The organism is Mesorhizobium sp. YM1C-6-2 (genome assembly GCF_003666685.1).
In the GTDB taxonomy this organism is placed as follows: domain Bacteria; phylum Pseudomonadota; class Alphaproteobacteria; order Rhizobiales; family Rhizobiaceae; genus Mesorhizobium_K.
In genome coordinates, this window is record NZ_RCIZ01000006.1 from 255,124 (window position 1) to 278,514 (window position 23,391).

The following is a 23,391-nucleotide window of genomic DNA, read 5'->3' on the forward strand; positions in this document are numbered from 1 at the left end:
GGCAGGCAGTGCCTATCTAGGCGCTAGCTTCATGAATGCCAAGCCAATAAGGCCGACTGCGGGCAACCACAAGGCGACGAGCCCGATTTCGCCATAGGCGAGCGCTCCGCAGAGTGCGCCGACGAGCAGGCCGAGCCACAGCAGGAGGTAAGGCAGCCATGCCCAGCGCGGACCGCCCTGAACGGCTGCGACGATCGTCTGCCCCAGCTTGACCAGATTGCCTGTCATGTAGGTGACCGCCATGGCGCCCTGGCCGGACCGCAAGACGGTGTTCATCGCCCCCATGACGAACGGCGTGACCATTATGGCGGCATCGTCCAGCCGCATCGCGGCAAGTGCCGTCGCGACGCCGAGCAGCGCCGCCAGGACGAGCAGGCCGAGCGATGCCGAAAGACGCTGCTCCGCCAGGGTGCCGACCATGACGCCCAGAACGAAGAGAACGACCAGCGCGAGCGGAAGGATGGCGCCGGCAAGGCCATCGGGCAGCACCGCGGCCATCTGGGTCGAGTTGCCGCTCATGAAGGAGACGAAATAGCCGCCGAGATGCATGAAGCCCAAAGCGTCGACGAAGCCCGCCAGCAAGGACAGGGCGACGGCCATGGCGACCCGCCGGATCATGGTGCCCAGGCCGGCATTTGAATTGAAAGCAACTGTTCAATCCAAACCATTCGATAACCAACGATGCCGAAATGAAGCCCGTGGGCGCGGCCCGATTCCTGAATCTTTAACAAAGCAACGTAGCCTGACCCCAATAACAAAAGAACAGGCAATACAGGGATTTTCGGGGTGCGGGGCAAGGCTGTCACGATGATCGGCATCGCCGCCGTTTTCGGCGCGATCTCGATATTTGCCGCTGACCTTTGGGTCAAAAGCGCGGCGGAAGCACGCATCGACCCGATAGAGGTCAGCGTGCCGGTTCCGGATGTGCCGAAGGTCGAGTTCAAGACCATCGTGGTCGCCGCTGCGCCGCTGCGCTTCGGCATGGAGCTCGACCGCACGCAGCTCAGCGAGATCCCGTGGCCGCAGGACAATCTTCCCGAGGGCGCGTTCGGCTCGATCGACGAGCTGTTCGCCGATGGCTCGCGCGTGGTGCTGTCGCCGATGGAGACCAGCGAACCGGTGCTTCTGGCAAAGCTTTCGGGCGAAAACGGCCGCGCCACGCTCTCCAACCTGCTGTCGCCGGGCATGCGCGCCGTGACCGTCAGGACGGACGAGATCGCCGGCGTCGGCGGCTTCGTCACGCCGGGCGACCGCGTCGACATCGTGCTGACGCGCGATGCCGGCGCCATCCAGGAGGTCTCGGACAACGCGGCAGGCGCCGCCGGCTCGACGATCACCACCGAGGTGGTGGTCGAGAACGCCAAGGTGCTGACGGTCGGGCAGGGCGCCGACGTGCGCCAGACCAGCCCGCAGGTCGTCAATTCGGTGACGGTCGAGGTCGACGCGGCGGGGGCCAGGAAGATCGCGTTGGCGCGCAATGTCGGCTCGCTGTCGCTGTCGCTGCGCTCCTCCAATGACGCCAGCTCGGCCGGCGACGGCGTGACGACGATCTCGTCGTTCGGCGGCTCGGTGGCGGCGGACGCCATGGATGCAGCAGGCGGGTTCTTCGGGAAGCTGACGGCCGAGCCGGAAGGGCCGAAATTCAAGACGGTGATCGTGACGCGCGGCCTGCAGCCGCACTCTTATCAAGTCGTGACGCCGCAAAAGCCGAGCGCGCGCGGCGAGACGTCGAACTGAACGTTGAAGTGAACCCGGCGGGGACACCGGGCAGGAACGGGCATTGGGGAAGTGATGTTTGCTTGGACGGGGAAGACGAGGCGGCGTGCGTTGGCGCTCGTCATGTCGATGCTTGCGGCCGCGGCCGGGATGCATGGCGCGCCGGCGAGCGCCGCCGGCAACGACGTGATCCATATCTCGTCCAGCAAGAACACGTCGATCAAGATCGCCAAGGGCAAACCGAAGACGATCAAGACCAACGTGCCCTTCTACGAGATCGTCATCGGCGATCCGGAGATCGCCAACGTCAACCCGCTGACCGACTCCTCCTTCTATGTGCTGGGCAGCAATCTCGGCACCACCGGCATCGCGCTCTTCGACGAGAACAAGCAGCTCGTCGGCACGGTCGACATCGAGGTGACGCTCGATACGGACCGGCTCGCCACGACGATCCGCAACAGCGTGCCGGGCGGCGAGGACATCAGGGTCAGCTCAGCCAACGGCCGCGTCGTGCTGTCGGGCTCGGCCAACGACCAGGTCGCGGCCGACAAGGCGTCGAAGATCGCCAGCAATTTCTCCGGCCAGGAGGACGTGATCAATTCGGTCAACATCTCCTCCTCGCAGCAGGTCCAGCTCAATGTCCGCTTCGTCGAGATCAACCGCCAGGTCGGGCAGGAACTCGGCACCAAGATCGGCGTGAGATATCTCGGCCATGACGGCGGCGTCTCGTTCAACTCGAGCCCGTCTGCCTCGTCCAATGCGCCGGCCGGCCAGATCATCGGCGCCCTGCTGACAAACGGCTGGACGATCGATGTTGCCATCAAGGCGCTGGAGGACCGCGGCGTCGCCCGCAGGCTCGCCGAGCCGAACCTGATCGCACGCTCGGGACAGAGGGCGAGCTTCCTGGCCGGCGGCGAGGTGCCGATCCCCGTCTCCGGCGACGACGGCCAGATCACCGTCGAGTACAAGAAATTCGGCGTCGGGCTTGAGTTCACCCCGACCGTGCTTGCCGACGGGCTGGTCTCGCTCGACATCGCGCCGGAAGTCTCGTCGGTAGACAGGTCGGCGTCGGTCGCGATCGGAAACGGGATCACCGTGCCGAGCTTCGTCGTGCGCCGCGCACAAACCTCGATCGACCTGAAGAACGGCCAGAGCTTCATGATGGCCGGCCTGCTGCAGAGCGAGAACAACATGATCAACCAGAGCATCCCGGGGCTGGGCAAGCTGCCGGTGCTTGGACCGCTGTTCTCGTCGAAAGCCTACCAGAGACGCGAGACGGACCTGGTGATCATCGTCACGCCGTATCTGGTCAAGCCGATCGACCCGTCTAAGAAGCCCGGCGTTCCGACCGACGCCACGCTGCCGGCGAGCCCGGTCGAATACTTCCTCGGCAACAAGGAAGAAATCCGTGTTTCGGATGCGGGCATGCCCCTGACCAAGCCGGGCGCCGTCGCCGCGCAGGTCGGTTCGGGCCACATCCTCGACCTGCCGGGGGAATGAAGCGATGAGGACGCACGCGAAACTGGCGCTCTTGATCGGCCTCGCCGGCCTCGGCTCGGGCTGCATGAGCGACGCATACCGGCGCGCCGACGGCCTTACCGATGGCGCCGGCGACAAACTGGCCGGGAACACGGTCATGCAGATGGTCGATCCCTGGCAATACGGCGTGCAGGACACCAAGCTCATGGTGCCGGCGGCGCGCGCAACTGCGCCGGCAGATGCCGTGGGTGCGTCGAACGCCGGGCAATCGCAGACGATGAGCGGCAGCAGCAGCTAACCACACGGGTAATAGAGCATGGCCACTCCCAGCAAGACCAAGCGGATCGTCCTCGTCTCGACGGACATGACCTTCGTGCAGGACAGCAAGGCGGCGTTCGCGTCCTCGGACCTGATCCAGCTCGCCACGGTCGAGAAGAGCGTCGTCGAGCTGCGCGGCGAAATCCAGGAGTCCGGCTGCGACGCCGTCATCATAGACATGGATGCGGCGAAGCTGGAGGAGGTCGAGGCGCTGCAGCGCATCACGCGGCGCCTGGAGGGGAGGTCGCCGATCCTGGTGGTGACGCAGGAGTTCAACGCGGCGGCCGTGCGCATCCTGGTGCAGCTGCAGGTCGCCGACTTCCTGGTGAAGCCGCTGACGACCGCCGACCTCGTGCGCTCCTGCATCCGAGTGCTGCAGGGACCGGGCCGCGAGGAAAACACGGAATCGCAGATCTACACCTTCATGCCGGCGGCCGGCGGCGTCGGCTGCACGACGCTGACGCTGCAGACGGCGTTCCAGCTGCATCACTCGGTGACGCGCGGCGCGTCCACCTGCGTCGTCGACCTCAACTTCCAGCAGGGGGCCTGCGCCGAATATCTCGACCTCGAGCCGCGCTTCGACATCACCGAGATCGAGAACCAGCCGGAACGTCTCGACCGCCAGCTGCTCGACGTGATGCTGTCCAAGCATTCGAGCGGGCTCTGCGTGCTGGCGGCGCCGACGCGGCCGTCCGAGATGCGCTCCTTCAACGCTGACGTGGTGGTGCGCATGCTCGACCTCGTCTCGGCCTATTTCGACAATGTCGTGATCGACATGCCGCGCACCTGGTTCCCGTGGACGGAGACCGTGCTGCTCGGCTCGAACAAGCTCTATGTCGTCTCCGAGATGACGGTGCCGTGCCTCAGGCACACGCAGCGGCTGATCCAGGCGATCTACGAGACGGTCGGCAGGGAAGTGAAGCCGAACGTCATCATCAACCGCTTCGAGCAGCGCATGTTCGAGAACGGCATCAAGCAGGCCGATGTCGAGGAAATCCTCGGCGATCATTTTGTCGGCGGCATCTCCAACAACTACCGGCTGGTGCGCGAAGCGGTGGACCGCGGCGTCCCGCTGCAGGAGGTCGACGCCAATGCCAACGTCATCAACGACCTGAAGCGCATCATTCTGCCGGAAGAGGCGATCGCCGCGCCGAAGAAGTCGCTCTCGCTGTTCAACGTCGGCCGCAGCCTTTGGAGGAAGTCGGCATGACCAGCCGCTTTTCCGCGCTGCAGCAGCGCGATGCCCGTCCGGCGGCCGCGCCGGAGCCGGCAGCGAACCAGCATCACGCGGTCGTCATCCCCAACACCCGCAGGGCGCAGCCCAGGCAGGACATGGCGCCGAAGACGACCAACAAGGTCATCGACGCGCGTGCGCGCCTGCACCGGATGCTGATCGAGGAGATCAACCTCGTCGCGCTGGAGCGGCTGCCGCGCGACGAGATGCGCCAGCAGGTGCATGAGTTCGTCTCGGAGAAGACCCGCCAGGAGCGCATGGCGATCAACGTGGCGGAACTCGAGGCGCTGGTCGACGACATCGTCGACGAGATGGTGGGGCTCGGGCCGCTGGAGCCGCTGCTCAAGGACCCGGAGATCAACGACATACTGATCAACGGGCACCAGAACTGCTTCGTCGAGCGCAAGGGCAAGCTGCAGCAGGTGCATATCCCGTTCAAGGACGAGGCGCATCTCTTGCGCATCATCAACAAGATCGTCGCGGCGGTCGGCCGGCGCGTCGATGAGAGCCAGCCGATGGTCGACGCGCGCATGTTGGACGGCTCGCGCTTCAACGCGGCGATCCGGCCGGTCGGCGTCGACGGACCGCTGGTGTCGATCCGAAAATTCTCCAAGAACAAGCTCGGCCTGCACAAGCTCGTCGAGTTCGGCGCGATCCCGCAGAACGTGGCGGAGGTGCTGGCGGCGGCCGTGCATGCGAGGAAGACGACGATCATCTCGGGCGGCACCGGCACCGGCAAGACGACGATGCTGAACGCGCTGTCGGCCTTCATCCCCGAGGACGAGCGGCTGATCACCATCGAGGACGCGGCGGAACTGCAGCTTCAGCAGCCGCACGTGGCGCGCATGGAGACGCGGCCGGCCAACATAGAGGGCCACGGCGAGCTGAAACAGCGCGACCTCGTCAAGAACGCGCTGCGCATGCGTCCCGACCGCGTCATCCTCGGCGAGTGCCGCGGCGAGGAGGCCTTCGACATGCTGCAGGCGATGAACACCGGCCATGAAGGCTCGATGGCGACGATCCACGCCAACACGCCGCGCGACGCGATCAGCCGCCTGGAGCAGATGCTCGGCATGACCGGCATGCCGATGACCGTGCAGTCGATCCGCAGCCAGATCGCCAGCGCGCTCGACATCATCGTGCAGCTGACGCGCCTTTCCGACGGCAAGCGCAAGGTGACCAGCGTCGCCGAGGTGACCGGCATGGAAGGCGACGTCATCCAGATGCAGGAGATATTCCGCTTCGTGCGCACAGGCATGGAGGCGGACGGCAAGATAACGGGCCATTTCGAGGCGACCGGCATCCGCCCGCGCTTCCTCGAGGACATGCGGGCGATGGGGATCGAATTCCCGGGCAAATATTTCGAGCCCGGAAGGCCGCTGGAATAGCCATGTCGGGCGCGCTCTACATCGTCTATGCCGGAGCGGCTCTGTTCGGCATCATGATCGCCGAGGCGGTCTACCTGCTCTATGCCGGCACAAAGGACCGCCGCGCGGCGATCAACCGGCGCGTCAAGCTGCAGGAAAAGAAGATCAGCCAGGAGCAGGTGCTGATCCAGTTGCGCAAGGAGCGCGGCCTGGAAGGGCGGTCGTTCCTGTCGATGGATTCGCTGAAGAAGCTGCGCGTGCAGTCGGGCGTGACCATGCCGATGGCGAAGTTCCTTGGCATCACCTCGGCGGTCGCGTTCGGCGTCTCGGTGACGGGCTTCGTCTACGGTCTGCCGCTGCTATTCGCCTTCATCGTCTTTCCGGTGCTTTCGGCGATCATACCCGTGCAGGTGCTGAAGTTCCGCCGCAACCGCCGGCACAAGATCTTCGGCGTGCAACTGCCCGAAGCGCTGGAACTGATCACGCGTAGCCTGAAGGCCGGCCATCCGGTGCCGGTCGCGATCGGCATGGTGGCGCGCGAGATGCCCGATCCTGTTGGCACCGAGTTCGGCGTCGTCGCCGACGAGGTGACCTACGGCTCCGACCTCGTCTCGGCGCTGCACAATCTCCATGAGCGCGTCGGCCAGGACGACCTGCCGCTGTTCGTGACGGCGGTGTCGATCCAGAGCTCGTCCGGCGGCAACCTACGCGAAATCCTCGACGGCCTGTCGGCGACGATCCGCGAGCGCGGCAAGCTGAAGCGCAAGGTGCGCGCGATCTCCACCGAAGGCCGCATGTCGGCCTATATCCTGACCGCGGTGCCCTGCCTGCTCGGCGCGGCGATCATGGTGCTGATGCCGCATTTCTACACCAGCGTCTGGGATGAGCCGATGACCTGGATGCTGCTCGGGGGCTCCTTCGTCTGGCTGATGCTCGGCAACGCGATGATGTTCAAAATGTCGAATTTCAAGTTCTGACATGGAAGAGTTCATCGTCTTCCTCGCCTCGCTGCGCCCGACATCGCTGATGCCGGTGGCGCTGCTGCTGCTTGCCGGCGGGGGCCTTGCCGTCGGCTGGTCGACGCTTGCGGCGCGCGGCGAGCAGAACGACGTGAAGCGGCGTCTCAAGGTCGAGGCGCAACTGCCGGCGGCTGCCGCGACGGAGCCGGCGAAAAAGAAGAATGTCGACGCGGTGCGCGAGAAGGCGGCCAAGACCGCGCACGAGTTCTACGCCAAGAGCGATCCGGAAAACGTCGCGCGGCTGCGCCTCAAGCTGATCCAGGCGGGCTACATGGACCCCGGCGCGGTCGGCACCTTCTTCCTCATCCGCTTCGGCTGCTTCTTCCTGGGCGCCGTTGGCGCCTTCCTGGTCAATAACTGGATGGCCAGCGCGGAGGCCACCACCTTCAGCCGATGGTCCTTTGTTATCATCGCAGGCGCGATCGGTTATTTCCTGCCGGGCCTTGCGCTCGGGCAGCTGATCAAGGGCAAGATGCGCGAATACCGCAACGGCTTTCCCGACTTCATGGACCTGATGATCGTCTGCTCCGACGCCGGCATGGCGATGGAGGCGGGCATCGAGCGCGTGTCGAAGGAACTGGCGACGACCTATCCCTCGCTCAGCCAGAACCTGCAGCTCGTCTCGCTGGAGCTGAGGGCAGGGCGCAGCCTCGACGATGCGCTGAAGTCGCTGGCCGACCGGCTGAGCCTCGATGAAGTGCGCTCCTTCGCGACGCTGCTGCAGCAGTCGAAGGAGCTCGGCACCAGCCTGTCGGGCGCGCTACGCGTGTTCTCCGACGAGATGCGCCACAAGCGCATGTCGCTCGCCGAGGAAAAGGCGCATGCGCTGCCGGCCAAGATGTCGGTGCCGGTGACCGTCTGCATCCTGCCGGTGGTGCTGATGGTGGCGATCATTCCGATCATCGTGAAGATGACGGCGGAGTGATTCAGCTGATGGGGCCGCAAATGACAGGCTCCGCACCGCAGCGCGGTAAACGAAACGTAGCCCGATAAGTTAATCTTAAGCGCGCTTGGGCACCGAAGTTTAAATGCCTTCGATCTAATGTGTCGCTGTTAGAGTTGAGCATCGGAAGTCCCGAAAACCGGCAACCACTTTTTCGGTCCGATGCTCGCAAGACGACCCGGAAAACCGGGCGTGGCGGGACAGGGACAATGGGCAAGCTTTCTTCCTTCGGGACGGCCGCGATTCTTGCGGCCCTGATGACGACCGGGTGTACGACGCAAGGGGTCGACAAGACGGCGACGACATCGATCGCGCCGGTGACGGCCGATATCAGTGCGGCCGATCTCTCGGCCGGCAAGGCGCAGTTCCGGGAGGCCAATTACGGGCTCGCCGAAAAGCATTTCCGCAAGGCGGTCGAACTGCGCGCCGACAATTCCGAGGCGTGGATGGGGCTGGCCGCGTCCTACGACCAGCTCGGCCGTTTCGACTTCGCCGACCGCGCTTATGACCAGCTCCTGAAGGTCGCCGGGCGGCGGCCGGAAATCCTCAACAACATGGGCTATTCGCAGCTGCTGCGCGGCAACAAGAAAAAGGCGCGGCAACTGCTGAACGAGGCCAGAAGCGGCATGGCCGACCCGGCGGTCGTCGAGGCGAACCTGGCGCTGCTCAACAGGGCCTGAAACAGACGAGGTCGACCAAGGCGGCGTCGGTGGAGACGGCCTGCTGCTATTTCTCGTCGGGCGCATTGGCCGGCGCGGTATAGCGCTTGCGCACCGCGTCGAGCACGATCCTACGGCTCTCCCTCGCGGAAAGCCCTTCGTCCTTCTCGGCTTCCCTGGTCTCGGCAGCCAGCTTCTTGTCCCTGATCTGGTTGCGGAACCAGTCGGAATAGTCGCCCTTGCGCAGGTGGTGTTCCCAAGTCCCGTCGTCGATGCCCTCGGCGATCTGCTGGAAGATCATCAGGTTCTGGGCGCGCAGCTTCATCCGGTTGCCGGGGCCGCGGAAATAGAAGCTGCCCTTCTCGTCCAGCGTGCCTTCCGCATATTTGCGGCTGTGACGCTTCAGCGACTGTTTTGGCTCGATCACCTTCACCGGCACCGGCTTCCTGTTGCCGCCGGGACGCCAGAAGAGCACATGCTTGTCCTTGTCCTTTGGCGGCGTCATCCCGGCCGGCGGCTTGAGGCCGGTGGCCTTGCACAGCGCCTTGACCACCTTGTCGGCCTTCGGCCCTATGGCGATGACGGCGGAGACGAGCTTCAGGGCGTCGGCCGACATCATGTCGGGATGGACGGTGATGAGCACGGCGCCGGGCAGCTTGCCCGAGACGATCTGGCCGACGCCCTGGTGGTTCTGCGGCAGAAGGTGGTGGGCCTCGTCGACGATCAGCCAGTGCGGCCGTGCCGTCTTCAGCCGGAACTTCGCGATCTCCGGCAGGACGTCGGCGGCGAAATCCGGCCTCTCCTCGACCTTGACCGCCAGCATGTTGAGGATGACGTTGGTGTCGGTCGCTTCGAGCAGGGAGACTGCCTGCGCCGCGGTCGGCTCCGTCTTGCCGTCGCCCACGCCGACCGCGCCGGCAAGCCCGTCATAGTCGCCTTCGGGATCGACGATGCAGAACTGGTAGCCGGCCTGGATGAAGCGCTCGGTGAGCGCGGTCGCCAGCGTCGACTTGCCGACCCCCGAACTGCCGGCGATGAGCAGTGTGTCGGTCGGCCAGATCGCGACGTCGCTGTCGTCCTCCGCGCCGATGCGGATGCCGTCGCGGCGGCTGATGCCGAGATCGTGGTCGTGCTTGATGAGCTTCCCGACCAGTTCCTCGACGCCTTTACCGCGCTTCCCCTTCGTGACGAGGTCGGCGGTGTCCTTGACGGCGGGCAGGGCATTGTCGACGGCGACGCTAAGTCCGCAGGCGCGCATGAAGGCGTGATCGTTCTCGGCGTCGCCGATGCCGACGACATTGTGCGGCGACAGCCCGAGTTCCTTCAGCGCCGCCGCCAGCCCGGTCGCCTTGTTGACGCCGGAGGGGAGCACCATGACCGCGCCCTTGTTGAAGATGATCTCGAGTTCCAGCCCGAGATCGTTGATGACCTCCAGGCAGGAGGCCTGGTGCGGTTCCCAGGTGGCGACGATGCAGTGGCCCACCGATAGCGGCTTAACGCCGCGCTTCTTCAACGCCTTGACGAAATCGGGCGAGGGGGCGGTCGAGATCGGCTTCTCCTCCTCGCTGGCCGGCGTGTAGAGGAGCGCGCCGTTCTCGGCGACGACCTTGTCGAAGATGCCGAGCTCGGGAAACACGCGTTTGAGGTCGGGCAGTTCGCGTCCGGTGACCAGCACAAGCCTGCGTCCGCTCTCCTTGAAACGTTGCAAGGCCGCCAACGTAGCCTTGGCGACGGCGCCGTCATGGGCGATCGTGCCGTCATAATCCGCCGCCAGCGCCATGAAATACATATCAGCCGATCCTCCGTGCACGGACGCGGCGACGGGGTAGCGGCCGCACGGTTCAACGCGTGGTTTGGAAAAGGGTTCACCCGGCGGCGAAAACGGTCGAGCTTCCGTGATCGCGTAATTGACGATTTGGAAACCAAGACTGTGGACAGACGTGGAGTTCGATGTAGAGCGCGCGATGGTTGTAGGATAAACAGCGCTTCCCTTTCGTAAGCGCAGGGCCGGATCCAAGCCCAGAAAACCACCGGGACCTGAAGGCAAAACTCCGATGTTCGACATAACTTCAATGCTGCTGGGCGCGGCGGTAGCAGGGATCGGCCTCTGCCTGACCATGCTGTCCATGTGGTCTACCGATCGCGCGGCCTACTACAAGGTGGGCTGGTCGGTGGGCGTCGGATTCATGATTCTCCACGTTTTCGCCTACTGGTTCTACGCGCGCCAAGGATATCTTGTCGCCGGGGTGCTGGCCTGCGCGCTACAACCTATCGGCGCGGCCTATCTCTACGCGTCGGTCCGCCAGTATTTCGACGAAAGCGTCAAGCCGCCGCGGCTGGTCCTGCGGGTTGCCATTCCATATCTGCTGATCGCGCCGCCGATCTTTGCCCTCGGCTATGACGGCGTGGCGCTGGTGCTGCAGAACGCGCTCACCGCCACCCTGCTGGCGCTCGGGGGGCTCAACTATCTCAGGCGGTGGCGGGATTCGCCGTTCGCAATCGGCAGCCTCGCCTTCCTCTATCTGGTGACCGCGTTGAGCTTTGCCCTGTGCGGGGCGGTGATCCTGGCGAACGGGCAGTGGAGCATCGGCTATCCGCCGCAGAACTGGGCAGAAGAACTGAACGTGGTCGTCTCGATCCTGGCGCTGACCGGGGCCGGCGCCATGACGCTGTCGGTCGACCAGATGCGGCTGGCCAAGCGCAACCAGCTTTCCGCCATGAGCGACCCGCTGAGCGGGCTCCTGAACCGGCGTGGCCTTGCTTCGGCGCGTTCGGAGACGCTGCTCGAAAACGAAGCGGTGGTGCTGTTCGATCTCGACCATTTCAAGCAGATCAACGACCGCTACGGCCATGCGATCGGCGACCAGGTCATCCAGGGCTTTGCCGAGACGCTGCGCGAACACGGGCGCTCGACCGACCCGAAGGCGCGTCTCGGCGGCGAGGAGTTCGCGATCGTCATGGCCGACGTCTCGCTGCAGGAGGCCAGAGGCATAGCCGAACGCATCCTGGCCGCCTTCGCCGCTGTCGAGATCGTGTCGCCGACGGGCGAGCGCTTCCGCTGCACCGCCAGCGCGGGGATCGCGTTCGGCGTGACCACGGGCGCGGCGATCGACCATGTCATGGCGCGCGCCGACCACGCCCTCTATGCCGCCAAACGCGCGGGCCGCAATCGCGTGGTGAGTGGAGAACTGCGCCTCGCCAGCTGACTGGCGGGCCGATCTGTCCCCGACGGTGTTAGGCAGAAGAAAAAAGGGAGGCCGGCAGGCCTCCCTTTTTGTTTATTCCGCCGCGCTCACATAGTCGCTGAGCGGCGGGCAGGAGCAGACGAGGTTGCGGTCGCCCGCGACGTTGTCGATGCGCGAGACCGGCGGCCAGTACTTCACTAAGGTGTCGGCATTGCCGGTCGGATAGGCGGCTTCCATGCGCGAATAGGGGTGCGCCCAGGCGTCGGCCAGCGTTTCCGCCGCCGTGTGCGGGGCGTTGACCAGCGGGTTGTCGTCGGCCGGCCACTCGCCCTTTTCGACCTTGCCCGCCTCGTCGGCGATGGCGATCAGTGCCTCGCAGAGGCGATCCACCTCGGCCTTCGGCTCCGATTCGGTCGGCTCCACCATCAGCGTGCCCGCCACCGGAAACGACATGGTCGGCGCGTGGAAGCCGTAGTCGATCAGCCGCTTGGCGATGTCGTCCACGGTGATGCCGGAGCGGTCCTTGAGCACGCGGGTGTCGAGGATGCACTCATGTGCTACGCGGCCGCCGCGGCCCCGGTAGAGAACCGAATAGTGGTTGCCCAGCCGCGCCACCAGGTAGTTGGCCGACAGGATGGCGATCTCGGTCGCCTTCTTCAGGCCCGCCGGGCCCATCATGCGGATGTACATCCAGGTGATGGGCAGGATCGAGGCGCTGCCGAAGGGGGCGGCAGACACGGCGTGCTCCGAGCCTTCCGCGACATGGCCCGGCAGATGCGGCTGCAGGTGCGCCTTGACGCCGATCGGGCCGACGCCAGGACCGCCGCCGCCGTGCGGGATGCAGAAGGTCTTGTGCAGGTTCATGTGGCAGACGTCGGCTCCGATGTCGCCGGGACGAGCCAGGCCCACCAGCGCGTTGAGGTTGGCGCCGTCGAAATAAACCTGGCCGCCGTGCTTGTGCACGAGGGCGCAGATGTCCTTGGCGCCTTCCTCGAACACGCCATGCGTGGACGGGTAGGTGAACATCAGAGCGGCGAGATTGGCGCCGTGCTGCGCGGCCTTGGCCTCGAGGTCTTCGATGTCGATGTTGCCGTCATCGGTGCAGTGGACAACCACCACGCTCATGCCCGCCATGGCGGCGCTGGCCGGGTTGGTGCCATGCGCGGAGGAGGGGATGAGGCAGATGTTGCGATGCCCTTCGCCGCGCGACTTGTGATAGCCGCGAATGGCGAGCAGGCCGGCATATTCGCCCTGGCTGCCGGCGTTGGGCTGCAGAGTCACCGCATCGAAGCCGGTGATCTCGGCCAGCCAGCTTTCGAGCTCGTCGATCATGGCGCGCATGCCGACCGAATGCGCCCTGGGGGCAAACGGGTGCAGGTTGGCCACGTTCGGCCAACTCACCGGCATCATCTCGGCCGCAGCGTTGAGCTTCATGGTGCAGGAGCCGAGCGGGATCATGGCGCGGTCGAGTGCCAGGTCCTTGTCGGCCAGCCTGCGCAGGAAGCGCATCATGTCGGTTTCCGAGCGGTTCTCGTGGAACGCCGGCTGGGTCAGGAACTCCTGGCCACGCGACTTGCCCGGCAGGCTGCTGGCGCTGGATGCCTTGGCCTTGGCTCCGAACAGGGCGGCGATGGCTTCCAGATCGGCCTCGGTCGAGGTCTCGTCGAAGGCGACGCTGACATGGTCGGCGTCGATGACGCGCAGCAGGCGGCCACCTTTTTCAGCCTCGGCGGCGATCGCCTCCGCCTTGCCCTTGGCCTCGACGGTCACGGTGTCGAAGCGGCTGGAGCCCAGCACCTTCGCGCCGGCCGCGGCAAGGCCTTCGGCCAGCCCGTTCGCCAACGCATGGATGCGGCCGGCGATGGCCTGCAGGCCGGCGGGGCCGTGCCAGATCGCGTAGGCGGCGGCCATGTTGGCGAGCAGCGCCTGCGCGGTGCAGATGTTGGAGGTCGCCTTGTCGCGGCGGATATGCTGCTCGCGCGTCTGCAGGGCGAGGCGGTAGCCGGGACGGCCATGCGCGTCGACCGACTGGCCGACGAGGCGGCCGGGCATCAGGCGGGTGAGCTTGTCCGATACCGCGCAATAGGCCGCGTGCGGACCGCCAAAACCCATCGGCACGCCGAAGCGCTGCATGGAGCCGACGGCGATGTCGGCGCCGAGGCTGGCGGGCGGGCTGGTGACGGTCAGCGACAGCGGATCGGAAACGAAGATGACGAGCGCGCCGCCGGTCCGGGCTTTCTCGATAGCGCCCTTGTGGTCGCCATAGACGCCGTTGGCGTCCGGCCAGGAGACGACGAGGGCGGCGGTATTGTCATCGATGGTCTCGCCGTCGATCTCGATGCCGAGCGGCTCGGCGCGCGTATGCAACACGTCGAGCGTCTGCGGCAGCGGCACGCCGGCAAGCGCTATCTTGTTGCGCTTGTCGCGGTGGTGACGGACGGCGATGCCGACGGCCTCGGCGACGGCGGTCGCTTCATCGAGCAGCGAAGCGGAGGCGACCGGCAGGCCAGTCAGCTCGGCCACCAGCGTCTGGAAATTGAACAGCATTTCCAGGCGGCCCTGGCTGATCTCGGCCTGATAGGGCGTGTAGGCGGTGTACCAGGCCGGGTTCTCGAACAAATTGCGCTGGATGACCGGCGGCACCTGCACGCCGTGATAGCCGGCGCCGATGAAGCTCTTCATGACGGTGTTGCGCGACATGGTGGCCGAAAGCTCGGCAAGAGCCTCGGCCTCGGTGGCCGGAGCCGGCAGGTCGAGCGGACGGCCGAGCCGGATCGATTTCGGAACCGCCTGGTCGATCAGCGTCTCGACCGAGGGGACGCCGATCCGGGCGAGCATGGCGCGGATGTCGTCGTCGCCGGGGCCGATGTGACGATCCGTGAAAGCGTAGGGTGCCGTGGTCATCTTGTTATCCGTCAGCCGATATGGGCTTTGTAGCCGGCTTCGTCGAGCAGGCCGGAAAGCTGGCTCTCGTCGGCGAGTTTCATCTTCCACAGCCAGCCGTCTCCGGTGGCCGCCGAGTTGACCAGCGCGGGGTCGCCGGAGAGCGCGCCGTTGGCCTCCACGACCTCGCCGTCAGCCGGAGCATAGACGTCGGACGCGGCCTTGACCGATTCGACGACGACGGCGACATCGCCCTTCTTCAGGGCCTTGCCGGCTTCCGGCAGTTCGACGAAGACGAGGTCGCCGAGCTGCTCTTGTGCGTAGTCGGTGATGCCGACGGTGGCCACGCCGCCTTCGACGCGGATCCATTCGTGGTCTTCGGTGAAATAGGTCGTTGCCATGAGATATTATCCTTTGCGATAGCGATGCGCAGTGAAGGGCAGGGGATGGACGTCGACGGGAACCTTGGTCCCGCGAACGTCGGCAAAAAGGCGTGAGCCGGGCTTGGCGAGCGGAACCGCAACGTAGCCCATGGCGACGGGGAAACCGGTGGAGGGGCCGAAGCCGCCGGAGGTGACTCGTCCGGCTGGCTTGCCGTCGGCGTCGGTGAGCACGGTTCCCGCACGCACCGGCTGGCGTCCCTCGGGCTTCAGGCCGACGCGCTTTTCCGTCGGACCCCTGGCGAGGATGTCGCGCAGGGCGTCGGCCCCGATGAAGGCGCCGTGGGCGCGTATCTCCTTGGGGACCGCCCACATCAGGCCGGCGGACGCCGGGTCGGTGTCGGGCGTGATGTCCTGGCCGTGCAGGCAGAGCCCGGCTTCGAGGCGAAGGCTGTCGCGGGCGGCAAGGCCGATCCACATGACGCGCGGGTCGGCGGTGAGTTCCTTCACCAGCGCGCGCGCGTCGGCTTCCGGGAGGCCGATCTCGAAACCGTCCTCGCCGGTGTAGCCCGAGCGGCTCAGGAACCAGTCGTGCCGCAGCTCCAACCCGTGCATGAAGGTGATCGCATCGGTTTCGATGCCGGCCTTGAGGAGCACCGCGGCCGCTTCCGGCCCCTGTATGGCGAGGAAGACGCGGTCGAGCGGCGTGACGGTGGCGTCGAAATCCCTGGCGAGGGCTTTCAGATGCGCTTCGTCGGCGGCGGCGTTGCCGGCGTTCGCCACGACCATGAAGCGCTCTGGCCCGAGCCGCGTGACGATCAGGTCGTCGACGACGCCCGCCTGTTCCGTGAGCAGGAAGGTGTATTTCGATTGGGAAAGCTCGAGGGCCGCTGCCTGCAACGGGCAGGCGCGGTCGAGAAGTGCTGCGGCGTCGGGGCCGGACACCTCGAACAGCTTCATATGCGAGATGTCGAACAGGCCGACATGCTCGCGCGTGTGCAGATGCTCCTTCATCACCCCCGGCGGATAGGTGAGCGGCATCGACCAGCCGGCAAAACCGCCGAAGCGCGCGCCGGCAGCCTTGTGCAAATCTTCGAGTGGTAGGGATTTCAGATCTTCGCCCGTCATGACTTCTCCAGAAACGCACGCCGCCGGCCGCGAATGCGACCGCTCCGTGCCCCTCTGTCTGAAGCCTGAGAGACTCGCGCAGCCGGAACTCTGTCGGCGGCGCTTACACCTTCGGCGCGGGGTTTCCCCCGACTTTCCAGAGCGTCCTTCCCGTCTACGGTTCTTTTGCCTGAGAGATTTCGGGCGATTTCCCCTTCGGCGGCAGCTTTCGCTGCTCTCTCCCGCAAACAGGTAGAGCCTCCGAAGAGGCCCTAGACGAATCGACGCTAGCTCATATCCGCCCTGTTGTCACCTGCCTGATGCAACGTGACTTAGCGAGCCGCTGCTATGCGGTCGACCTCGCTTTTCAGCTTCTCGAGGAGCAGCCCGGTCTCCACATGCAGGAGCCGCAACTGGTTGAGCTTTGCGGTCATTTCCTCGCTGGTTTCACTGGCCAATGAATCGGAGGGGCCGATGCCGACGCCGTGAACGATCCACGAAAGGCTTACCTGAAGAAGTCCCGCCATGTTCGCGAGACGGTGAGAACTAGGCTGGGAGCGGTCGCGTTCCCAGGCGTTGATCGTGGCGATCTTGACGCCGAGACGCCAAGCGAATTCCTTCACACTCAGGCCACTTGCCTCTCGAGCGCGGGAGATGCGCCCGCCCATCGTGTCCATGTCTGGAGCTTCTTCAAAGATGTTCGTGGTGTCGGACACCAGAAATGCCTCCTGCGTTTTGTTGGATGCGCGGCGCGAAATTGCGCCGGGCGACCATTTTAACCACTGAGGGCGAGGGCACAAGAAAAGATGAGTAACCGAATAGATTCAGTCGGATACGACGCTTTTTGTGCGTCGTCGAATCATCCTGCCGCAAGCGACACGGCGACGTTGACCGCAGCCGCGACCAGCACCGTGTTGAAGAAGAAGGACACGACTGCATGGAGAAGCGTCAGCTTGCGCATGCTTGTCTTGGTGATGTTCACGTCGGCGGTCTGCGCCGTCATGCCGATGATCAGCGCGTAGTAGAGGAAGTCGTGGCCGCTCGGCTCGTCGTCGCCGGGAAAATCGAGCCCGCCATGCTCGTCGCCGGCGCCGTCCGCATGCTCATGCTCGCCGCGGGACAACATTTCCCGCCGCCGGTCCCGGGGACGCCAGTAGAGATGCGCATAGTGGAGCGCCGTCATGGTGTGGATCGAAAACCAGCCGAGCGCGACCGAGGTCAGCGACAGCACGAGTTCCAAGCCGTTCGGCTTGCCGCCCTTGTTGAGGAGCACGAAGAGTGAGCCGATCGCCACCATCACCGCGACGAATGTGACGGCGACGATGATCCAGGCCGGTTCGTCGGTGCTCGCCGCGTGCTTTTTCAGGAAGCCTGGCGAAAGCTGCGGGAACTTCAAGAGCTCCAGCACGAGATAGACGGCGAAGAATACGTTGGCGGTGCTCTGGATGATGAGTGTCGGCCAGAGCCACCAGGCGAACACCAGCGTGGCGAGGCCGCAGGCGAGGGCGGTGTAGAAGGGAGCGTAGCGACGGATCGGGCTCACGCCGGATGCCTATCATGCCAGGCGGTCACGGCGCCACCTATGTGCCTGCCGAATCGACGACCCTCAGCGCTCTCCTGACGGCCTGGTCGAGTGCGGAGAGGAAGGCGGAGCGGTCGCGCGGCGAGAAGCTGGCATTGTAGCCCTTGCTCTCGCCGGTCTCGCGCAGATGCTGCTTCAGGTCGCGCATGGCGACGGCCATGCCGATCGTTTCCGGGGTGAAGGGTTTTCCGGTCGGGCCGATGACATGGGCGCCGAGCGCGACGGTGCGCGCCGCCAGCGGGATGTCGGCGGTGATCACGATGTCGTTGGCTTTCGCCTGCTCGGCGATCCAGTCGTCGGCGGCATCGGCGCTTTTCGGCACCACGACGTTGCGGATCATCGGATCGCGCGAGGGGCGCAGTCCACCATTGGACACGAAGGTGACGACGAGGCCGTGGCGCTCGGCGACGCGGACGACCTCGTCCTTGACCGGACAGGCGTCCGCATCGACATAGATGGCCGGGGGCGAGCGCTCGATCACGGCAGATGGCAGCGGACGAACTGGACCGCGATGGAGACCGGCGCGGTGCTGATCGAAAGGCTGTCCTCCGAGGGCATGGAGAAGGTGATCTGCCGCTCTTCCGCCTCGCCCTCGGCGATGCAACTGGCCGTCACGGTGGCCTTGCCGTCGGTCATGTCGGTCGCGGCGAAATTGCAGACCGCCTCGGATCGGCGGATCGTGGTCGGGGTGATGACGGCGAAATTCTCGACCGCCTCGCGGTCGATGCGGCCGCATTCTTCCGCGTTGAGCGCCCAGACGCCGACATAGGCCGGCCCGATGCCAGCCGGGTGTGCGCGTGCAGCGGCGCGGGTATCCGCCCTGAGCTGGTCGGGCGGCGACAGCTTTGCTGCGGGATCGCTGGCTTCCGGCCGCGTCTGGACGCCAGCCTCGTTCAGCCGCTTCTCCAGATCCGCGACTGCCGTGTCGAAGTCGCGGCCAGCGCGCTCCGCAAGCTCCTGCATGGACTGGCCGAGCTGGCCTGCGATCTCGTTGGCGCGATCGAGCATCGGGCCGGCGTCCTTCAGTGCCTCCCGGCCCTGCTGGATCAGCGCGTCTGCCCCCTCGCGGGCGGCCTCGCCAGCCTGCCTGGCCGCATCGCGAAGCTGCCGGCCAGCCTCGTCCACCCGCTCCTGCGGGGAGGGTTCGGGCGCCGGCTCGGCCGGTTCCGTTTGCGCGGGCGGCTGTTTCTCGGCGGTCTCGTCGCTGTCGCTGCAGGCGGCGAGCGTCAAGGCCAGGACGGCGACGGAGGCGGTCAGGAAAGGGCGGAGCATAGGCGTCATCCTCGCAGGGGGCGGCCGCAGCGGCCAGGGGCGACCCCTAAACGCGCGACGGCCCTGTTTTCTCCATGCCGCGGCATTTCATGCCTCAGTAAACCACGACGCTCCTGATGCTTTCGCCGGCATGCATGAGGTCGAAGCCCTTGTTGATCTCGTCGAGCGTCAGCCTGTGGGTGATCATCGGGTCGATCTGGATCTTGCCGTCCATGTACCAGTCGACGATCCTCGGCACGTCGGTGCGGCCGCGCGCGCCGCCGAAGGCGGTGCCCTTCCAGGTGCGCCCGGTGACCAGCTGGAACGGCCGCGTCGAGATCTCCTGGCCGGCGCCTGCCACCCCGATGACGACCGACTGGCCCCAGCCGCGATGCGAGGCCTCCAGCGCCTGGCGCATCACCCTGGTGTTGCCGGTGCAGTCGAACGTGTAGTCGGCGCCGCCGATCTGGTCGGCGCCGCGCTTGGTCATGTTGACCAGATGGGGGACGATGTCGCCGTCGATCTCCTTCGGGTTGACGAAGTGCGTCATGCCGAAGCGCTCGCCCCATTCCCGCCTGTCGTTGTTCAAGTCGACGCCAATGATCATGTCGGCGCCGGCGAGCTTCAGGCCCTGGATGACGTTGAGGCCGATGCCGCCGAGCCCGAAGACGATCGCGGTGGCGCCCATCTCGACCTTGGCCGTGTTGAAGACGGCGCCAACGCCGGTGGTGACGCCGCAGCCGATGTAGCAGATCGTGTCGAAGGGCGCGTCGGGATTGACCTTGGCGACCGCGATCTCGGGCAGCACGGTGAAGTTCGAGAAGGTCGAGCAGCCCATATAGTGGAAAATCTTGTCCTTGCCGATCGAGAAGCGGCTGGTGCCGTCGGGCATCAGCCCTTGGCCTTGCGTGGCGCGGATCGCGGTGCAGAGGTTCGTCTTGCGCGACAGGCAGGACGGGCACTGGCGGCATTCGGGCGTATAGAGCGGGATGACGTGGTCGCCCTTCCTGACCGAGGTGACGCCGGGACCGACGTCGACGACGACGCCGGCGCCCTCATGGCCGAGGATGGCCGGGAAGATGCCCTCCGGATCGGCGCCCGAGAGCGTGAACTCGTCGGTGTGGCAGATGCCGGTCGCCTTGATCTCGACCAGCACCTCGCCCGCGCGCGGACCCTCAAGGTCCACTTCCATGATCTCAAGCGGCTTTCCTGCAGCAACGGCCACGGCGGCGCGGGTTTTCATGAGCAATTTCCTCTCGATTCGGCGGGCAAGGTTTCAGGAAAGCCCTCGATAAACAAGTGCATCACGGGCGACGACCCGCAAATGGTCGCAATGTTCGTGTGCAGCACATATTCGTCGGCTGTACGCGGCCAGGGCAACATAAGGAAATCTCGGACAGTGTCGGACCGTAACTCGATCACACGTCGCATTTTTGTCGGAGCAAGCATCGCCGCGATCGCCATCCCGGCCGGCCGCGCCGGGGCGCAGTCGGGCACTGCGCAGTCGGGCACTATCAGCGGCCATGTCGTTTATCGGGAGCGCATGGCGCTTCCGCCTGGCGCGGTGGTGAATGTGAGACTGGTCGACGTTTCGCTCGCCGACGCTCCGTCGCGGACGCTTGCGGAGACGACCGTCTCGGCCGGCACCGGCAGCCCGATCGCGTACAGGCTGGAATATGACCCCGGCGAAATCAAGGATCGGGCCAGATATGCGCTTCAGGCGCGGATCACCATCGGCGACCAGTTATTGTTCATCAATGACACGCACCATCCGTTCGAATCCGGCAATTCGGGCGAGATGGAGATCCAGGTAGTGCGAGCCGGCGGCAGCGACGGCGCAATCCAGTCTCCCACCGGCAAATGGCTTGCAGAAGACATTCAGGGCGGCGGCGTCATAGATCGCATCCAGACCGTCCTGGAGATCAGCGAGGACGGCGCGGTTTCCGGCTCGGGCGGCTGCAACCGCTTCGCCGGCAAGGCCACGATTTCCGGCGACACGATTTCGTTCTCTCCGCTTGTCTCGACGGAGATGGCGTGTTCGCCGGCGGTGATGGACCAGGAACAGAAGTTTCACGCCGCGCTCGTCGCGACGAAGGCATTCCGGATCCATCCGCTGGAGCGGAAGCTCGTGCTGCTCGATGGCGCCGGGAAGGCGATTGCACGCTTCTCCGCCATGTGAACGCATAGGCATCATCCGGCTTGAGCCGTCGCCGCACAGTCACGTATAGACGTGGGAACTCTCCCGGGGAACGCGCCACCGCATGTTCAAGAAGATCCTGATCGCCAATCGTGGCGAGATCGCCTGCCGGGTCATCAAGACGGCGAGGAAGATGGGAATAGCCACCGTCGCGGTCTATTCCGACGCCGACCGCGACGCCGTGCATGTCGAGATGGCCGACGAGGCGGTGCATATCGGACCGCCGCCGGCCGCGCAGAGCTATCTGGTCGCCGAGAAGATCATCGAGGCCTGCAAGGCCACCGGCGCGGAAGCGGTGCATCCCGGCTACGGGTTCCTCTCCGAGCGCGCCTCCTTCTGCGAGGCGCTGGAAAAGGAGGGCATCGTCTTCATCGGCCCGAAGCCCAGGGCGATCGAGGCGATGGGCGACAAGATCGAATCGAAGAAATTCGCCAACGCCGCGAAAGTATCGACGGTGCCGGGTTTCCTCGGAGTCATCGAGGATGCCGCGCATGCGGAAAAAATCGCCGCCGAGATCGGCTATCCGGTGATGATCAAGGCCTCGGCCGGCGGCGGCGGCAAGGGCATGCGCATCGCCTGGGATGCGTCAGAAGTGCGCGACGGCTTCGAGCGCGCGCGATCGGAAGCGAAAAGCTCGTTTGGCGACGACCGCGTGTTCATCGAGAAGTTCGTCGTCGATCCCAGGCATATCGAGATCCAGGTGCTGGGCGACGCGTTCGGCAACGTCGTCTATCTGGGCGAACGCGAATGCTCGATCCAGCGGCGCAACCAGAAGGTCGTGGAGGAGGCGCCGTCGCCTTTCCTCGACGAGAACACGCGGCGCGCCATGGGCGAACAGGCCGTCGCCCTGGCGAAGGCCGTCGACTACCAGAGTGCCGGCACCGTCGAGTTCATCGTCGACAAGGACCGCAATTTCTACTTCCTCGAGATGAACACGCGCCTGCAGGTCGAGCACCCGGTGACGGAGTTGATAACAGGGGTCGACCTGATCGAGCAGATGATCCTGATAGCGGCGGGCGAGAAGCTGGCGATCGAGCAGAAGGATGTGAAGCTTAACGGCTGGGCGGTGGAGAGCCGGCTTTACGCCGAGGATCCCTACCGCAACTTCCTGCCGTCCATCGGCCGTCTGACGCGCTACAGGCCGCCGGAGGAGGGGCGTTTCGGCGACATCGTCGTGCGCAACGACACCGGCGTCACCGAGGGGTCGGAGATCTCCATGTTCTACGACCCGATGATTGCCAAGCTCTGCACCTGGGCGCCGACGCGCGAGCAGGCGATCGAGGCGATGTCGAATGCGCTCGACGGTTTCGTGGTCGACGGAATCCAGCACAACATGCCGTTTCTTTCGGCGCTGATGCGCCATCGGCGCTGGCGGGAAGGGCGGCTTTCGACCGGCTTCATCGCTGAGGAATATCCTGACGGCTTCCATCCGGTCGAACCGGATGCCGATGAAAGGACCATGCTGGCGGCGGTCGCCGCCTTCGTCGAACTTCGGCGGTGCCGGCGGCTGGGCAGCCTGTCCGGCCGCCTCAGGCCGGCCACGGCGGAAGATTGCCGCGAGTGGGTCGTCAGGCTGGGCGACGCCTATCTGGCGGCGTCGATCACCGGCGAGGGCGAGCCAAACGCCGAAATCGCGATCGACGGCCGCAAGCCGCTTTCCGTCGCGTCCGAATGGCTGCCCGGCGAGCCCGTCTGGCGCGGCACGGTCGGAGGCAGGACGGTGGAAGCGCAGCTCCGGCCGCGCCTCAACGCCATCAACATCGCCTGGCGCGGCATGTCGGTCGACGCCTTCGTGATGGAGCCGCATGTGGCGAAGCTGGAGAGGCTGATGCCGAAGAAGGCCGCCGCCGACACGTCGAAATTCCTGCTCTGCCCGATGCCGGGCCTCGTCGTCTCGGTCGGGGTGGCGGCAGGCCAGGAGGTGAAGGCCGGCGAGACGCTCGCCGTCGTCGAGGCAATGAAGATGGAGAACGTGCTCAGAGCCGAGCGCGACCTCACGGTGGCGAAAATCCTCGCCAAGCCGGGCGACAGCCTGGCAGTCGATGCAGTGATCATGGAGTTTGCCTGAAGG

At 65.5% G+C, this 23,391-nt stretch carries 22 protein-coding genes and 1 riboswitch; of the genes, 11 read left to right on the forward strand and 11 right to left on the reverse strand.

What is annotated here, in order from left to right; all coding sequences use genetic code 11:
• Window positions 1–12: 12 nt before the first annotated feature.
• Together D8676_RS17175 and D8676_RS27055 are read right to left on the reverse strand one after the other, a co-directional pair.
• On the reverse strand, window positions 13–600 hold the full coding sequence (locus D8676_RS17175) for a YoaK family protein (protein ID WP_210210733.1): 588 nt from the start codon (window positions 598–600) through the stop codon (window positions 13–15).
• 14 nt (window positions 601–614) lie between these two features.
• On the reverse strand, window positions 615–818 hold the full coding sequence (locus D8676_RS27055; protein ID WP_147448209.1) for a hypothetical protein: 204 nt from the start codon (window positions 816–818) through the stop codon (window positions 615–617).
• Here D8676_RS27055 and cpaB point away from each other — a divergent pair.
• From cpaB to D8676_RS17215, 8 genes are all read left to right on the forward strand, one after another.
• On the forward strand, window positions 808–1,737 hold the full coding sequence (cpaB, locus tag D8676_RS17180; protein WP_121582309.1) for a Flp pilus assembly protein CpaB: 930 nt from the start codon (window positions 808–810) through the stop codon (window positions 1,735–1,737). The two genes, D8676_RS27055 and cpaB, sit on opposite strands and share 11 nt — an antisense overlap.
• Before the next feature lie 102 nt (window positions 1,738–1,839).
• A complete protein-coding gene (locus D8676_RS17185; RefSeq protein ID WP_183097136.1) occupies window positions 1,840–3,216 on the forward strand; it encodes a type II and III secretion system protein family protein in 1,377 nt (458 codons plus the stop codon).
• 4 nt (window positions 3,217–3,220) lie between these two features.
• Window positions 3,221–3,493, forward strand: a complete 273-nt coding sequence (locus D8676_RS17190) for a hypothetical protein (RefSeq protein WP_121582311.1) — start codon at window positions 3,221–3,223, stop codon at window positions 3,491–3,493.
• 18 nt (window positions 3,494–3,511) lie between these two features.
• Window positions 3,512–4,723, forward strand: a complete 1,212-nt coding sequence (locus D8676_RS17195) for a response regulator (protein ID WP_121582312.1) — start codon at window positions 3,512–3,514, stop codon at window positions 4,721–4,723.
• The gene (locus D8676_RS17200; protein WP_121582313.1) at window positions 4,720–6,135 is read left to right on the forward strand and encodes a CpaF family protein; all 1,416 of its coding nucleotides are present in this window, start codon (window positions 4,720–4,722) and stop codon (window positions 6,133–6,135) included. Before D8676_RS17195 ends, D8676_RS17200 begins: the two co-directional genes overlap by 4 nt.
• A gap of 2 nt (window positions 6,136–6,137) precedes the next feature.
• Window positions 6,138–7,091: a type II secretion system F family protein gene (locus tag D8676_RS17205; RefSeq protein ID WP_245426859.1), complete on the forward strand. Its 954-nt coding sequence runs from the start codon at window positions 6,138–6,140 to the stop codon at window positions 7,089–7,091.
• A gap of 1 nt (window position 7,092) precedes the next feature.
• Entirely contained in the window at window positions 7,093–8,058 is a 966-nt protein-coding gene (locus D8676_RS17210; protein WP_121582314.1) for a type II secretion system F family protein, read from the forward strand.
• 227 nt (window positions 8,059–8,285) lie between these two features.
• Entirely contained in the window at window positions 8,286–8,756 is a 471-nt protein-coding gene (locus tag D8676_RS17215; RefSeq protein ID WP_121582315.1) for a tetratricopeptide repeat protein, read from the forward strand.
• 46 nt (window positions 8,757–8,802) lie between these two features.
• Here the strand turns inward: D8676_RS17215 and D8676_RS17220 are convergent, their stop codons facing one another.
• Window positions 8,803–10,524, reverse strand: coding sequence for an HAD family hydrolase (locus tag D8676_RS17220; RefSeq protein ID WP_121582316.1), 1,722 nt, complete (start codon window positions 10,522–10,524; stop codon window positions 8,803–8,805).
• A gap of 265 nt (window positions 10,525–10,789) precedes the next feature.
• Between D8676_RS17220 and D8676_RS17225 the strand changes: the two genes are divergently transcribed.
• Window positions 10,790–11,941, forward strand: coding sequence for a GGDEF domain-containing protein (locus D8676_RS17225; RefSeq protein ID WP_121582317.1), 1,152 nt, complete (start codon window positions 10,790–10,792; stop codon window positions 11,939–11,941).
• 72 nt (window positions 11,942–12,013) lie between these two features.
• Here the strand turns inward: D8676_RS17225 and gcvP are convergent, their stop codons facing one another.
• The 8 genes from gcvP to D8676_RS17265 form a co-directional block, all read right to left on the reverse strand.
• Window positions 12,014–14,824 carry an aminomethyl-transferring glycine dehydrogenase gene (gene gcvP, locus D8676_RS17230; protein WP_121582318.1) on the reverse strand — a complete coding sequence of 937 codons (2,811 nt, stop codon included), beginning with the start codon at window positions 14,822–14,824 and terminating at the stop codon, window positions 12,014–12,016.
• A gap of 11 nt (window positions 14,825–14,835) precedes the next feature.
• Window positions 14,836–15,204, reverse strand: coding sequence for a glycine cleavage system protein GcvH (gene gcvH / locus D8676_RS17235; protein WP_121582319.1), 369 nt, complete (start codon window positions 15,202–15,204; stop codon window positions 14,836–14,838).
• A 6-nt stretch (window positions 15,205–15,210) separates the two neighbouring features.
• On the reverse strand, window positions 15,211–16,311 hold the full coding sequence (gene gcvT / locus D8676_RS17240; protein ID WP_121582320.1) for a glycine cleavage system aminomethyltransferase GcvT: 1,101 nt from the start codon (window positions 16,309–16,311) through the stop codon (window positions 15,211–15,213).
• Window positions 16,312–16,458: 147 nt separating this feature from the next.
• Window positions 16,459–16,545: riboswitch (glycine riboswitch) on the reverse strand.
• Window positions 16,546–16,622: 77 nt separating this feature from the next.
• Window positions 16,623–17,006 carry a helix-turn-helix transcriptional regulator gene (locus D8676_RS17245; RefSeq protein ID WP_121582321.1) on the reverse strand — a complete coding sequence of 128 codons (384 nt, stop codon included), beginning with the start codon at window positions 17,004–17,006 and terminating at the stop codon, window positions 16,623–16,625.
• A 143-nt stretch (window positions 17,007–17,149) separates the two neighbouring features.
• Complete coding sequence (locus tag D8676_RS17250) at window positions 17,150–17,833, reverse strand: DUF1345 domain-containing protein (RefSeq protein WP_121582322.1); 684 nt, start codon at window positions 17,831–17,833, stop codon at window positions 17,150–17,152.
• Window positions 17,834–17,870: 37 nt separating this feature from the next.
• Complete coding sequence (locus D8676_RS17255) at window positions 17,871–18,350, reverse strand: YaiI/YqxD family protein (protein ID WP_121582407.1); 480 nt, start codon at window positions 18,348–18,350, stop codon at window positions 17,871–17,873.
• Window positions 18,350–19,144: a hypothetical protein gene (locus D8676_RS17260; protein WP_121582323.1), complete on the reverse strand. Its 795-nt coding sequence runs from the start codon at window positions 19,142–19,144 to the stop codon at window positions 18,350–18,352. The genes D8676_RS17255 and D8676_RS17260 overlap by 1 nt, the downstream gene beginning before the upstream one ends.
• A gap of 94 nt (window positions 19,145–19,238) precedes the next feature.
• Window positions 19,239–20,366 (reverse strand): S-(hydroxymethyl)glutathione dehydrogenase/class III alcohol dehydrogenase, encoded by a 1,128-nt coding sequence (locus D8676_RS17265; protein WP_121582324.1) that lies wholly within the window; start codon window positions 20,364–20,366, stop codon window positions 19,239–19,241.
• 156 nt (window positions 20,367–20,522) lie between these two features.
• Here D8676_RS17265 and D8676_RS17270 point away from each other — a divergent pair, with 156 nt between their 5' ends.
• Window positions 20,523–21,302, forward strand: a complete 780-nt coding sequence (locus D8676_RS17270; protein WP_183097127.1) for a YbaY family lipoprotein — start codon at window positions 20,523–20,525, stop codon at window positions 21,300–21,302.
• An 82-nt stretch (window positions 21,303–21,384) separates the two neighbouring features.
• Window positions 21,385–23,388 (forward strand): acetyl/propionyl/methylcrotonyl-CoA carboxylase subunit alpha, encoded by a 2,004-nt coding sequence (locus tag D8676_RS17275; protein ID WP_121582326.1) that lies wholly within the window; start codon window positions 21,385–21,387, stop codon window positions 23,386–23,388.
• Window positions 23,389–23,391 lie beyond the last annotated feature (3 nt).

Bases quoted from the DNA above. Each gene is read 5' to 3' on its own strand.
- D8676_RS17260 (WP_121582323.1), bottom strand. From the start codon at position 19,144: ATGCTCCGCCCTTTCCTGACCGCCTCCGTCGCCGTCCTGGCCTTGACG.
- D8676_RS17215 (WP_121582315.1), top strand. From the start codon at position 8,286: ATGGGCAAGCTTTCTTCCTTCGGGACGGCCGCGATTCTTGCGGCCCTG.
- gcvP (WP_121582318.1), bottom strand. From the start codon at position 14,824: ATGACCACGGCACCCTACGCTTTCACGGATCGTCACATCGGCCCCGGC.
- D8676_RS17200 (WP_121582313.1), top strand. From the start codon at position 4,720: ATGACCAGCCGCTTTTCCGCGCTGCAGCAGCGCGATGCCCGTCCGGCG.
- D8676_RS17195 (WP_121582312.1), top strand. From the start codon at position 3,512: ATGGCCACTCCCAGCAAGACCAAGCGGATCGTCCTCGTCTCGACGGAC.
- D8676_RS27055 (WP_147448209.1), bottom strand. From the start codon at position 818: ATGCCGATCATCGTGACAGCCTTGCCCCGCACCCCGAAAATCCCTGTA.
- D8676_RS17185 (WP_183097136.1), top strand. From the start codon at position 1,840: ATGTCGATGCTTGCGGCCGCGGCCGGGATGCATGGCGCGCCGGCGAGC.
- D8676_RS17175 (WP_210210733.1), bottom strand. From the start codon at position 600: ATGGCCGTCGCCCTGTCCTTGCTGGCGGGCTTCGTCGACGCTTTGGGC.
- D8676_RS17220 (WP_121582316.1), bottom strand. From the start codon at position 10,524: ATGTATTTCATGGCGCTGGCGGCGGATTATGACGGCACGATCGCCCAT.
- D8676_RS17265 (WP_121582324.1), bottom strand. From the start codon at position 20,366: ATGAAAACCCGCGCCGCCGTGGCCGTTGCTGCAGGAAAGCCGCTTGAG.
- D8676_RS17275 (WP_121582326.1), top strand. From the start codon at position 21,385: ATGTTCAAGAAGATCCTGATCGCCAATCGTGGCGAGATCGCCTGCCGG.
- gcvH (WP_121582319.1), bottom strand. From the start codon at position 15,204: ATGGCAACGACCTATTTCACCGAAGACCACGAATGGATCCGCGTCGAA.
- D8676_RS17225 (WP_121582317.1), top strand. From the start codon at position 10,790: ATGTTCGACATAACTTCAATGCTGCTGGGCGCGGCGGTAGCAGGGATC.
- gcvT (WP_121582320.1), bottom strand. From the start codon at position 16,311: ATGACGGGCGAAGATCTGAAATCCCTACCACTCGAAGATTTGCACAAG.
- D8676_RS17205 (WP_245426859.1), top strand. From the start codon at position 6,138: ATGTCGGGCGCGCTCTACATCGTCTATGCCGGAGCGGCTCTGTTCGGC.
- D8676_RS17190 (WP_121582311.1), top strand. From the start codon at position 3,221: ATGAGGACGCACGCGAAACTGGCGCTCTTGATCGGCCTCGCCGGCCTC.
- cpaB (WP_121582309.1), top strand. From the start codon at position 808: ATGATCGGCATCGCCGCCGTTTTCGGCGCGATCTCGATATTTGCCGCT.
- D8676_RS17210 (WP_121582314.1), top strand. From the start codon at position 7,093: ATGGAAGAGTTCATCGTCTTCCTCGCCTCGCTGCGCCCGACATCGCTG.